Source organism: Aeromonas sp. 602658 (assembly GCF_049173005.1).
Taxonomy (GTDB): domain Bacteria; phylum Pseudomonadota; class Gammaproteobacteria; order Enterobacterales; family Aeromonadaceae; genus Aeromonas; species Aeromonas veronii_A.
On the sequence record NZ_JAAKRF010000043.1, the window covers coordinates 15,357 to 27,335 of the forward strand.

11 protein-coding genes are annotated in these 11,979 nt (G+C 61.3%); 10 read left to right on the forward strand and 1 reads right to left on the reverse strand.

Annotated elements, in window-relative coordinates:
* Positions 1-28: 28 nt before the first annotated feature.
* Complete coding sequence (locus tag G5253_RS18940) at positions 29-934, forward strand: LysR substrate-binding domain-containing protein (protein WP_076492714.1); 906 nt, start codon at positions 29-31, stop codon at positions 932-934.
* A gap of 120 nt (positions 935-1,054) precedes the next feature.
* On the opposite strand, the gene G5253_RS18945 is transcribed toward G5253_RS18940, so the two are convergent.
* The gene (locus G5253_RS18945) at positions 1,055-1,918 is read right to left on the reverse strand and encodes a YicC/YloC family endoribonuclease (RefSeq protein WP_005342032.1); all 864 of its coding nucleotides are present in this window, start codon (positions 1,916-1,918) and stop codon (positions 1,055-1,057) included.
* A 147-nt stretch (positions 1,919-2,065) separates the two neighbouring features.
* Between G5253_RS18945 and rph the strand changes: the two genes are divergently transcribed.
* The 9 genes from rph to G5253_RS18990 all read left to right on the forward strand — a co-directional run bounded on the left by rph (position 2,066) and on the right by G5253_RS18990 (position 11,891).
* Positions 2,066-2,782, forward strand: a complete 717-nt coding sequence (gene rph, locus G5253_RS18950) for a ribonuclease PH (protein ID WP_266135709.1) — start codon at positions 2,066-2,068, stop codon at positions 2,780-2,782.
* A 341-nt stretch (positions 2,783-3,123) separates the two neighbouring features.
* Positions 3,124-3,777 (forward strand): orotate phosphoribosyltransferase, encoded by a 654-nt coding sequence (gene pyrE / locus G5253_RS18955; RefSeq protein WP_216952344.1) that lies wholly within the window; start codon positions 3,124-3,126, stop codon positions 3,775-3,777.
* 180 nt (positions 3,778-3,957) lie between these two features.
* The gene (locus G5253_RS18960) at positions 3,958-6,387 is read left to right on the forward strand and encodes a heavy metal translocating P-type ATPase (RefSeq protein ID WP_421204028.1); all 2,430 of its coding nucleotides are present in this window, start codon (positions 3,958-3,960) and stop codon (positions 6,385-6,387) included.
* Positions 6,388-6,777, forward strand: coding sequence for a Cu(I)-responsive transcriptional regulator (cueR, locus tag G5253_RS18965; protein WP_005356117.1), 390 nt, complete (start codon positions 6,388-6,390; stop codon positions 6,775-6,777). It begins immediately after the preceding gene.
* A gap of 127 nt (positions 6,778-6,904) precedes the next feature.
* Complete coding sequence (locus G5253_RS18970; protein WP_005339596.1) at positions 6,905-8,059, forward strand: GGDEF domain-containing protein; 1,155 nt, start codon at positions 6,905-6,907, stop codon at positions 8,057-8,059.
* 30 nt (positions 8,060-8,089) lie between these two features.
* The gene (locus G5253_RS18975; RefSeq protein WP_005339598.1) at positions 8,090-8,353 is read left to right on the forward strand and encodes a YihD family protein; all 264 of its coding nucleotides are present in this window, start codon (positions 8,090-8,092) and stop codon (positions 8,351-8,353) included.
* A 155-nt stretch (positions 8,354-8,508) separates the two neighbouring features.
* On the forward strand, positions 8,509-9,960 hold the full coding sequence (gene ccoG / locus G5253_RS18980) for a cytochrome c oxidase accessory protein CcoG (protein WP_005357450.1): 1,452 nt from the start codon (positions 8,509-8,511) through the stop codon (positions 9,958-9,960).
* A 103-nt stretch (positions 9,961-10,063) separates the two neighbouring features.
* On the forward strand, positions 10,064-11,053 hold the full coding sequence (locus tag G5253_RS18985; protein ID WP_266135707.1) for a serine/threonine protein kinase: 990 nt from the start codon (positions 10,064-10,066) through the stop codon (positions 11,051-11,053).
* A 229-nt stretch (positions 11,054-11,282) separates the two neighbouring features.
* Entirely contained in the window at positions 11,283-11,891 is a 609-nt protein-coding gene (locus G5253_RS18990) for a thiol:disulfide interchange protein DsbA/DsbL (protein WP_266135706.1), read from the forward strand.
* Positions 11,892-11,979 lie beyond the last annotated feature (88 nt).

Genomic DNA, 11,979 nt, shown 5'->3' on the forward strand with positions numbered 1-11,979 from the left:
CTCAAATCACTTTTACACACAGGTAATAATGTTCGGCTGGGAAGGGATCTGTGAATTTGTCAGCGTGGCGGAGCAGGGGGGCTTTACCCCGGCGGCACGCAAGCTGGGAGTGTCGGTGGCGCAGGTCAGCCGTCAGGTGGCACAGCTGGAAGATCGGCTGCAGGCCAAGTTGCTGCTGCGTACCACCCGTCAGGTACGGCTCACCGAGCTTGGCGAGATCTACTATCGCCACTGCCGTCAGCTGCTGGACAACCTCTACGAGGCGGAGCTGGCGGTGGGGCGCCATCAGGCGGTGCCGCAGGGCACCCTGCGCATTACGGCCCCCGTCTCCTACGGCGAGAGCCGCATCGCCCCGCTGGTGAACGACTTCATGGTGCGTTTCCCCCAGCTGGAGGTGACGCTCAATCTCACCAACCAGCTGCTGGATCTGGTGCACGAGGGCTACGATCTGGCGCTGCGGCTCGGCCATCTCAAGGATTCGACGCTGGTGGCGCGCAAGCTGGCGCAGCGGGTGCCCTATGTCTGCGCCTCACCGGCTTACACCGCTCGCCACGGCATGCCCAACAGCCTCTCCGAGCTGACCCGCCACACCTGTCTGGTGGGCAACAGCGACGAGTGGCACTTTACCTTGGATGGCCGCCCCCACAGCGTGCGGGTGCACGGCCTGTTGCAGTGCAACAGCGGCCACGCCCTGCTGGATGCGGCGCTCAAGGGGATCGGCATCATCCAGTTGCCGGACTACTACGTGAGCGATCATCTGGCCCGAGGCGAGCTGATCGAGCTGCTGCCGGAACTGCGAGCGCCGGCGGAGGGGATCTGGGCCCTCTATCCCCACAACCGCCACCTCTCCCCCAAGGTGCGACTGCTGGTGGATTATCTGGCCGAGCGGCTGAGCGACCCGCACCAACCGGCGCTGGTGATGCCGATAGGCTAGGGTGCTCCTCGCCCGTTGACTCACCGGTGGTGGGCGACAGGTGCGATGGCCGGAAAATAAAAGAGCCCTTGAGGAATCAAGGGCTCTTTTGCAGGTAACAACCGGATAGTCAGCGACCCATCATTCGATGTTCTGGATCTGCTCGCGCATCTGTTCGATGAGGACTTTCAGCTCGACGGCGGACTGGGTCACTTCGGCGTTGATGGACTTGGAGCCAAGCGTGTTCGACTCGCGGTTGAACTCCTGCATCATAAAGTCGAGACGACGGCCGCAGGCGCCACCCTTCTTCATGATCTTGTTGGTCTCGCTGATGTGCATCTCCAGACGATCCAGCTCTTCGGCCACGTCGATCTTCTGGGCCAGCAGCACGATCTCCTGCTCGATGCGAGCCGGGTCCAGCTCCACCTTGGCTTCGGCCAGACGGTCGGTGAGCTTCTGGCGCTGCCACTCGATGATCTGCGGCAGGTGGACGCGCACCTTCTTCACTTCCACCTGAATACCGGCCAGACGCTGTTCGATGAGCGCCTTGAGGTTGGCCCCCTCGCTGGCGCGGGAGGCGAGGAAATCTTCCATGGTCTGGTCAAAACCGCCGAGCAGCTCGGTGGCGACCGCGTCCATGTCCTGTTCGGCGGCAGCCATGACGCCCGGCCAGCGCAGCACGTCGACCGGGTTGAGCTGGCCCTGACCCGCCTCTTTCATTACCCAGCTGGCGCTGTCGATGATGAGCTTGGCCAGCTCTTCATTGATGTGCAGCTGGCTGGCTGCGGCCTGAGCGGCCTCGAAACGCAGGTTGCACTCCACCTTGCCGCGCTGCAGCTTGGCGCGGAAACGCTCACGCAGAACCGGTTCCAGGCTGCGCAGTTGCTCCGGCAGGCGAATGTAGGTTTCCAGATAGCGCTGGTTTACCGAACGAATTTCCCAAACGGCTGTGCCCCAGTCGCCCTTGAATTCCTTGCGGGCGTAGGCGGTCATGCTGTGAATCATTGATTGTTCCGGGCTTGATGAAGTGTGCGGCCAGTATACTCAGCCCGGCCCTGCTCGTCAGCCGATGCCGTGGTTTTAGCGGCTGATATTTGGGGCGGGATCACTTATAATCCCCCGCCAATTTGAGCCAGCCCAGAGGTCCGTTCCATGTCACGTCCAAGCGATCGCAGTGCCGCGCAACTTCGCCCGGTTACCATTACCCGCAATTTCACCAAACATGCAGAAGGCTCAGTGCTGGTGGAGTTCGGTAACACTCGCGTGCTCTGCACCGCCAGCGTTGACACCAGCGTGCCGCGCTTCCTGAAAGGGAAGAACCAGGGCTGGGTGACTGCCGAATACGGCATGCTGCCGCGCTCCACTCACTCCCGGATGAACCGCGAAGCGGCCTCCGGCAAGCAGAGTGGCCGTACTCTGGAGATCTCCCGTTTGATCGCCCGCTCCCTGCGCGCGGCGGTAGACCTGACTGCGCTGGGCGAGCACTCCATCACAGTTGACTGTGACGTGCTGCAAGCCGATGGCGGCACCCGCACCGCTTCCATTACCGGTGCCTGCGTGGCGCTGGTGGATGCGCTGAACTGGATGGTCGAGAAGGGCATGATCAAGCAGAGCCCGCTCAAGCAGATGATCGCCGCCGTCTCCGTCGGCATGTATCAGGGCGAAGCCATCTGCGATCTGGAGTACATCGAAGACTCCGCCGCCGAGACCGACATGAACGTGGTGATGACCGAAGATGGTCGCATCATCGAGGTGCAGGGCACTGCGGAGGCCGAGCCCTTCACCCACGAAGAGCTGCTGGCGATGCTGGCGCTCGCCAAGGGCGGCATCGCCGACATCATTGCGCTGCAGAAGCAGTCGCTCTCCTGATACCAGGACCTGTTGATGTTTCGGCACAAGTCGCGTTGCAGTGTCCAAGGATGCCAGGCTAGGCGCAGGATGTCGCCAATGGTTATTCCCTTGGCAAGTCCTGCAACAACGCATGGCATCCTTTGCCACGCAACCCGTAGGGACGGGGCGGTTTTTGTGCATAACGTCGTTATTCGATGCCTCGTTTGGATTACCAAACTTCGCATCTCATGCCTAGTTCTGCGCAAAAACCGACTCCGTCGCGGCTGTGACGAAGCGTCAACAGATCCTGCAAACGCGGCATTGACCGCGTTTTTTTATACCCCCACACAAGACAACGACAAGCCAAGCAAGGAGCCAGAATGAAAGCCTACCAGCGTCAATTTATCGAGTTCGCCCTGGAGAAACAGGTTCTCAAATTCGGTGAATTTACCCTGAAATCCGGTCGTAAAAGCCCCTACTTCTTCAACGCCGGTCTGTTCAACAGCGGCCGCGATCTGGCCCGTCTCGGCCGCTTCTATGCCGCCGCCCTGATGGATGCTGGCATCGAGTTCGATGTGCTGTTTGGCCCGGCCTACAAGGGGATCCCCATCGCTTCCGCCACCGCCGTGCAGCTGGTGGAGCAACACGATGTGGATGTGCCCTGGTGCTTCAACCGCAAGGAGGCCAAGGATCACGGCGAGGGTGGCAATCTGGTGGGCAGCCCGCTCAAGGGGCGCATCATGCTGGTGGACGACGTTATCACCGCCGGCACCGCCATCCGCGAATCCATGGATCTGATCCAGGCCAACGGCGCCTCGCTGGCGGGCGTGCTGATCGCGCTGGACCGTCAGGAGAAGGGCAAGGGCGAGCTCTCCGCCATTCAGGAGGTGGAGCGTGACTACGGCGCCCACATCATCGCCATCATTCAGATGAGCGACCTGATTGCCTATCTGGAAGAGAAGCAGGCCGAGCAGCCGGATCTGGCGGCGCAACTGGCTGCCATGAAGGCTTACCGCGCCCAGTACGGTATCTGAGTCGCAGTTCACACCGCACAATAGTTGAAGGCGGCGCCCGTTGGCTCTCTGGCAGCAAACGGGCGCCGTTTTTTTCATCTGCAAAAAGTGGATCATGTGGCTTGAGTTTACCCTTGCAGTAAAGGTTAGGGTTTGCCAGTCGGCGTTTTGTGGTGCCGACGGGTTCCGGGGAGGAACAACATGACCACTCATCTTCAATCACCCATTCATCTGCAATTGCCGCTCAGCGGCATGAGCTGCGCCAACTGCGCAGGCCGCATCGCAGCCAGTCTCAACAAACTCGACGGGGTATCGGCCACCGTCAACTTCGCGCTGGAGCAGGCTGCCATCGAGCTGGCCAGCCCCGATCGCCTGCCTGCGGTGCTCGACAGCATCAAGAGTCAGGGTTACGACTACGGCAGCGAGACCATCCAGTTTCAAATCACCGGCATGACCTGTGCCGGTTGCTCGGCTCGGCTGAACAAGATGCTGGCCGCGCTGCCCGGCGTTATCTCGGCCGAGGTCAACTTCTCTATCGAGCAGGCCCGGATCGTACTGGTCCCCGGGATGCAGACGCCCGCCGCTTTGCGCGAGCAGATCGAGGCGCTCGGCTTTGGCGCCCAGCTGGCACAAGGCTCGGCCAGCGGCCGCCGCCAACAGTTGCTGGAGCGGGAAGCGCAGGAAGCCGCCACAGCCCGTCAGGCGCAGACCCGGGTCATCATCTCGGCGCTGCTGACTCTGCCGCTGCTGGTGGGGATGCTGGCCATGGCCGGACTGTTCCCCTGGCATCTACCCGCCTGGCTGGAGCTGGTGCTCGCCACCCCGGTGCAGTTCTGGATCGGGGCCCGTTTCTATCGCGGCGCCTGGCTCGCCATCAAGAACCGCGCAGCCAATATGGATGTGCTGGTGGCCACCGGCACCAGTGCGGCCTACTTCTACAGCCTCTATCTGTTGTTGACGCTGGGGATGGCTGCCAGCGGCAAGCTCTATTTCGAGGCGAGCGCCATCATCATCACCCTGATTTCTCTCGGCAAGTTGCTGGAGGCACGGGCCAGACGCAGCACCCAGTCCGCCATTCGCGAACTGATGGCGCTGCGACCGGAAACTGCCACCGTCTGGCGTGGCGAGAGTTGGCAGAGCGTCGCTATCGACGAGGTGCTACGTGGCGATCGGCTGCGGGTGCTGGTGGGTGAGCGGGTGCCGGTGGATGGCAGAATCGTGAGCGGCGCCAGCGAACTGGACGAATCGATCCTCACCGGCGAGAGCCTGCCGGTGCCGCGCAGTGTGGGCGGCAAGGTGCTGGGCGGTGCCATCAACCGCTCCGGCGTGCTGGAGATCGAAGCCACGACAGTGGGGGAGGACTCCAGCCTCAACAAGATCATCGCGCTGGTGGAGAGCGCCCAGATGGGCAAGGCCCCGCTGCAACAGCTGGTGGACAAGGTCTCTGCCGTGTTCGTACCGGTGGTGATGGCCATCGCCTTTTTCACCCTGCTGGTGTGGTACGCCATCAGCAACGACTTCGGTCAGGCGCTGCTGGCGGCGGTAGCGGTGCTGGTGATCGCCTGCCCCTGTGCGCTGGGGCTGGCAACGCCTGCGGCCATCGTCACCGGTACCGGCGTGGCGGCGCGCCACGGCATTCTGATCAAGGATGTGGATACCCTGCAGAGGGCCCACGCCATCAAGGCGCTTATCTTCGACAAGACCGGCACCCTGACCCAGGGCCGGCCGGTGCTGGCCAGCTGGAGTGGCAACGACGAGCAGCTGCGCCTCGCTGCCGCCCTGCAGCAGGCGAGTGAACACCCGCTGGCGCTGGCGATGCGGGAGGCCGTCGGCACAGAAGTGGCGTTGCCCCAGCCGGAGGCAGTGGAGGTGCGGGTCGGTGCCGGTATTGTCGGTCAGGTAGCGGGTCACACAGTCGCCATCGGCAATGGCGCCCTGCTGGCCCAGCTCGGCATTGAACCGCCGCAACAGGATGAACAAGCCGCCGATGGGGCGACCCGGGTTTGGATTGCCGTTGATGGCACGGTCGCCGGCATCGCGGCGCTGGCCGATACCCTGCGCCCGGAGAGTCCGGAAGCCATCGCCACTCTGCGTCAGCGCGGCATTGCCAGCTGGCTGGTGAGCGGCGACGCGCCGGCCCCCGTGGCCCATATCGCTGCCAAGCTGGGACTGGACGGAGCCTTTGACTCCGTGCTGCCAGCTGGCAAGGTGGAGAGAGTCGAGGCGCTGCGGGCGCAAACTCGCGGGCTGGTGGCCATGGTGGGGGACGGGGTGAACGATGCCCCGGCGCTGGCGGCGGCAGATGTCGGCATCGCCATGGGCTCCGGCTCGGACGTGGCGATGGAGACTGCATCCATCACCCTGATGCGCTCCGACCCGCGGCTGGTGGCCGATGCCATCGATATCTCGGCGGCGACCTGGCGCACTATCCAGCAGAATCTGTTCTGGGCCTTCGTGTTCAACATCATCGGCATTCCGCTGGCGGCGCTGGGCTACCTCAGCCCCGAGCTGGCGGGGGCGGCCATGGCCCTGAGCAGCATCACAGTATTGAGCAATTCCCTGTTATTGAAACGCTGGCAGCCCAGGGCGGCGCACGGGCCAGCATCCAACCCGATCAGTAAGGAGGCATAAATGAACATCAGCAAGGTTGCCAAGGCCACTGGGCTGACCGCCAAGACCATCCGTTATTACGAGAGCATTGGCCTCATCACAGCCCCGGTACGCAGTGACAACGGCTATCGCAGTTACACCGAGGGGGCGCTGCGGGAGCTGCGTTTCGTCAAGCGGGCGCGGGAGACCGGCTTCAATCTGGAGGAGTGTCAGGAGCTGCTGGCGCTCTACCGTGACGAACACAGAACCAGCGCCCAGGTGAAGAAGCTGGCGCAGGAGAAGATCGTCGATCTGCGCGCCCGCATTGCCGGCTTGCAGGCCATGCTTACCTCCCTGGAAGGGTTGGTCTGCTGCTGCCACGGGGATGAAAATCCCGAGTGCCCGATCCTCGACGAATTGGAGAAGGGGTGAGCAAGGACTCACCTGCCAGCGCAGAAGAAATCGTTATTGATTGATTAACTTCTTAATAAGCGGCGCTTTATTGTTGCGGGTCAGGGGGTAATGGTAGACTGCTCGGCTCTTGTACAGGAGTACTCAGTTGACCCAGAGTGTGACACGCCAGGTTAAGCAGGCCATTATGGCCCAGCTCTATACCCATGCATCGTTCAGTCTCCCCTGTTTGGGCGTGTTGGCATTTGGCTGGAGTCTGCTGTTTCACGACTATCTACCCGCCATCGAAGCGCTCGGTTGGCTGGCAGGCACTTTCCTGTGGCTGCTGGGTCGGGGTTGGCACCTGCGCTGGCGCCGAGCCCGCCTGCACCAGACGCCGTTGCCGGTGCTGGAGCGGGAGCTCTTTATCGGAGCCACCATCACCTCCATCATCTGGGCCCTCGGGGTGCTGCTCTACATGGACAAGCTGCCCGATACCTATCGGGCCGCCATGATGATGCTCTCCAGCCTCATTCTTACCGGCAGCGCCATCATGCTGTTTGGCAGCCGCCGTACCCTCTATGGTTCCGCCCTGCCGCTGGGTATGGCGATGCTGTTCGAGCTGGGCAATGGCAACGAGCAGGAGCGGATCGTCTCCTGCATGCTGGCGGGCTATCTTTTTGTCTTTCTGCCGACCCTGCTGCGCCGGATGCGGCGGGATCAGATCGCCTCGCTCCACCACCGCTTTTCCAACGCCGAGCTGGTGGCCGAGCTGAAGGCGGTCTCCGAGCATTTGCGTCTCACCTCCCGCCTCGACGGCCTGACCGGCATCGCCAACCGCGCCCATCTCGACGACTCTCTGGAGCGGGCCTGGCGGCGCTGCCATCGCGCCCGGGCGCCGCTGTCGCTGGTGCTGGTGGATGTGGATTACTTCAAGCAGTTCAACGATCTCTACGGCCATCAGCTGGGGGATGACTGCCTGCAACAGGTGGCGGGCTTGCTGGCCGAGGTGGAGCGGCGCGAGGACGATCTGGCGGCCCGTTACGGGGGCGAAGAGTTTGCCTTGCTGCTGCCCTGCACCGGCATGCAGGGGGCATTGCAGGTGGCGGACAATGTGCGGCAGGCGCTCAAGGAGCTGGCCATCCCGCACCAGAAGTCACTGGTCTCCGGTCGGGTCACATGTAGTTTTGGTGTTGCGACACTGATACCGGACAACAGCATGAAAATCGCCGATTTGATCCAAAAAGCGGATGCGGCCCTGTATCAGGCCAAGCATAATGGGCGGGATCGAATCGAAGTAGCCTTGATGGGTAAGGTTGCCTGAATTTAACGTGACAGATTAAAGAGGTTGTCTATGCAATGTCATCGTATCGAAGAGCTGCTGGAGTTGTTGCAGCCTGCCTGGATCAAGGAACAGGATCTCAGCCTGGTGCAGTTTGTTGCCAAACTGGCCCAAGAAGCGGGATTTGAAGGGCCTCTGTCCGAGCTGACCGACGACATGCTGATCTATCACCTCAAAATGCGGGAATCCGACAAGCAGGCGATGATCCCCGGTCTGGCCAAGGATCATGTGCCCGATTTCAAAGAGGCGCTGCTCAAGGCGCGCGGAATCAAGTGAATCTTTAGCGGAAGCGCATCACCTCGTGGTGATGCGCTTTTTTGTTGCCGAAAATTGCGATCCAACCCCAATATTAGATACATCTAATCCACACAATTAGCATGCTGTTTAAGATATAATCCGCTCCATAACAAATAAGGGAGCGATGTCTTGCAATGGCCGACCACGATAAAATCGATATCAAGGACGTCACCGACAAGGGCGTAACCGGGACCTTCAACCCCAATACGTTCAAAGCCAGCGACGACAGATTCAACCCGGGCAACCGCATCTATGTGCGGGCCCAGAAAGGGTATTGGCAGCGGATGCGCAAGGCCATGGGCTGGTTCTTTGTGGCGCTGTTCGTGCTGCTGCCCTGGCTGCGTTACGACGGGCGACAGGCGGTGCTGTTCGACCTCGGTCACCAGCAGTTCCATATCTTTGGCGCCACCATCTGGCCGCAGGATCTGACCCTGCTCGCCTGGCTCTTCATGATCGCCGCCTTCGGACTCTTCTTTATTACCACTTTTCTCGGTCGGGTCTGGTGTGGCTATCTCTGCCCGCAGACGGTCTGGACCTTCATGTTCATCTGGTTTGAAGAGAAGCTGGAAGGGCCCGCCAACAAGCGGCGCAAGCTGGACGAGGCGCCCTGGAGCGGCGAGAAGCTGGCCCGCAAGGGAGCCAAGCATCTGGCCTGGCTGGCGATCTCACTGGTGACCGGCCTGACCTTCGTCGCCTACTTCCAGGATGTAACTGAACTGGTGCCGGACCTCTTCACCCTGCAGGCCAGCGGATGGGTGCTGTTCTGGGTGATCTTCTTCACCATCATTACCTACGGCAACGCTGGCTGGATGCGTGCCATCATGTGTATCCACATGTGCCCCTATGCCCGCTTCCAGTCCGCCATGTTCGACAAGGACACCTTCATCGTCGGCTATGACACCAAGCGTGGCGAGACCCGTGGTGCCCGCTCCCGCAAGGCGGATCCCAAGGCGATGGGATTGGGTGACTGTATCGACTGCGATCTCTGCGTGCAGGTTTGCCCGACCGGTATCGACATCCGCGATGGCCTGCAGTACGAGTGCATCAACTGCGGTGCCTGCGTCGATGCCTGCGACCAGACCATGGAGCGGATGGGCTACCCGAAAGGGCTCATCAGTTACACCACCGAGCACAAGCTGGCCAACGACTCCACCCATGTGGCTCGGCCCAAGTTGATAGGTTACGGGCTGGTGATGGCGGTGATGCTGGGGGTCTTTGTCTACAACGCCATGTCCATCATGCCGATGGGGCTCGATATCCTGCGGGATCGCAACCAGCTGTTCCGCGAAAACAGCGAGGGGCTGATTGAGAACACCTACACCCTCAAGATCCTCAACAAGACCCTGCAGTCCCAGACCTACCAGCTGGATGTGGAGGGCTTGCCCGAGTATCAGTGGTTCGGCCCCCGTGAAGTGACCCTGAAGGCGGGCGAGATCTACACCCTGCCGGTCAGTCTGGCGGTCGATCCCTACAACCTGAAACGGCCGGCGCTGGATATCCAGTTCGTGCTGAAACGGGAGGGGGCGGCGCCCGACGACAGCAAGGGCAACCTGCGCCAGGGCAGCAAGTTTATCAGCCGGTTGTAACTGCGTGTGGCTGCGGGCCGGGCGTGACACCAGTCCGGTCACCAGCGAGCACGGCAATGGCGGGTAGTAGTGATAGAATGGGGCGCAACGGCGCCCCTTTCTTATGGTGGATGACATGCGTTTCAACTATTCCGACCTCAATCCCGACCTCATCATGGATGCGCTCGATCTCAGTGGCCTGCGGCTCGACTCCGGCCTTATCGAGCTCAACAGCTACGAAAACCGGGTCTACCAGTTTCAGGATGAGGATCGTCGCCGCTATGTGGTGAAGTTCTACCGTCCCGGCCGCTGGAGCCGGGCCCAGATCCTCGAGGAGCACGAGTTTGCCACCCGCCTTGCAGAGGCGGAGATCCCGGTCGCTGCACCGCTCGCCTTCGCGGGCGAGACCCTGCTGGAGCACGAGGGCTACCCCTTTGCTATCTGGCAGAGCGTCGGTGGCCGCCAGTTCGAGGTGGATAACCTCGACCAGCTGGAGTGGGTGGGGCGTTTCCTCGGTCGCATTCATCAGATCGGCGCCAGCAAGCCGTTTCATCATCGGGTGCGGCTCGATGTGGAGAGCATGTTGCACGAACCGCGTCAGCTGCTGGCGTCTGGCGAGTGGCTGCCAAGCGGGCTGGCGAAGCAATTCTTCGGGGTACTCGACGAGCTGATCAAGCATGTGAGCGACGCCATGGCCCTGGATGTGGCGCAGATCTCCCTGCATGGCGACTGCCACCCGGGCAACATCCTGTGGCGCGATGGCCCCATGTTTGTTGACCTCGATGATTGCCGTACCGGCCCCGCGATTCAGGATCTCTGGATGATGCTGAGCGGCGAGCGCCACGAGCAGCAGATCCAGCTCGACACCCTGCTGGCGGGCTACGAGGAGTTTATGGAGTTCGACTCGCGGGAGCTGGCGCTGATCGAGCCGCTGCGAGCGATGCGCATCGTTCACTACATGGCGTGGCTGGCGCGGCGCTGGGAAGATCCCGCCTTCCCCCGTCACTTCCCCTGGTTCAATACCGATCACTACTGGCGTCAACAGATAGCGACCCTGCACGATCAGCTGGAGGCGCTCAAGGCGCCACCGTTGAGCCTTATGCCGGGGTGGTAACTTATCCGGCGGCCAGCAGATAGCCCCACCTTTGGCACGATCAGCTGGAAGTACTGAAGGCACCGCCGTTGAGTCTGATGCCAAACTGGTGAAATAGAAGGGATCTTGCGCGGCAAGGGGGACTCGATCTCCGGCCCTGACCATTGACGTCAGCATGGCGAAACAATAGGCTTGGCACTGCTTCGGTTCGCCGGGCGTGCCTCACAGTGATCCCTTAACAGGAAACATCATGAAAAAAGTTCTATTTTTCCTTGCTGCCATGCTGATGATCCCCATGGTTCACGCCGCCCCAGAGTTCAAGGAAGGCGTCAACTACGATGTGGTCAAACAGACTGGCAGTGCCCAGCCGGAAGTGATGGAGTTTTTCTCCTACTACTGCCCGCACTGCGCTACCTTCGAACCGATCGTTGAACAGTTGAAGGCCGGGTTGCCAGAGGGTGTGCCCCTCAAGAAGAACCCGGTTGCCTTCCTCGGCCGCGAAATGGGCCCCGAGATGCAGCGTGCCTATGCCGTTGCCAGCCTGCTCAATGCCGAAGCCAAGATGACTCCGGCCATCTTCACCAAGATCCACACCCAGCGTCAGCCGCCGATGAGCCGTGACGACGTGAAGAAGATCTTCGTGGACAACGGCGTACCGGCTGAAGAGTTCGACGGTGCCGTCGACAGCTTTGCCGTCTCCGGTATGGTCTCCCAGTTCGATCGCAACACCGAGAGCTACAACATTCGCGGTGTACCGGCCTTCCTGGTGAACGGCAAGTACATGGTGAAGATTGAATCCATCACCTCTCAAGAGCAGTTCAACAAGCTGGTGCAGTTCCTGCTGGCCAAGAAAGACTGATACCCCTTGAGTGTCTAGTCCTGAAATAGGTTTACACATTTTCAACTAGCATTTCTCTACTCAGAACCCCCTATGTACCGCATCGGGG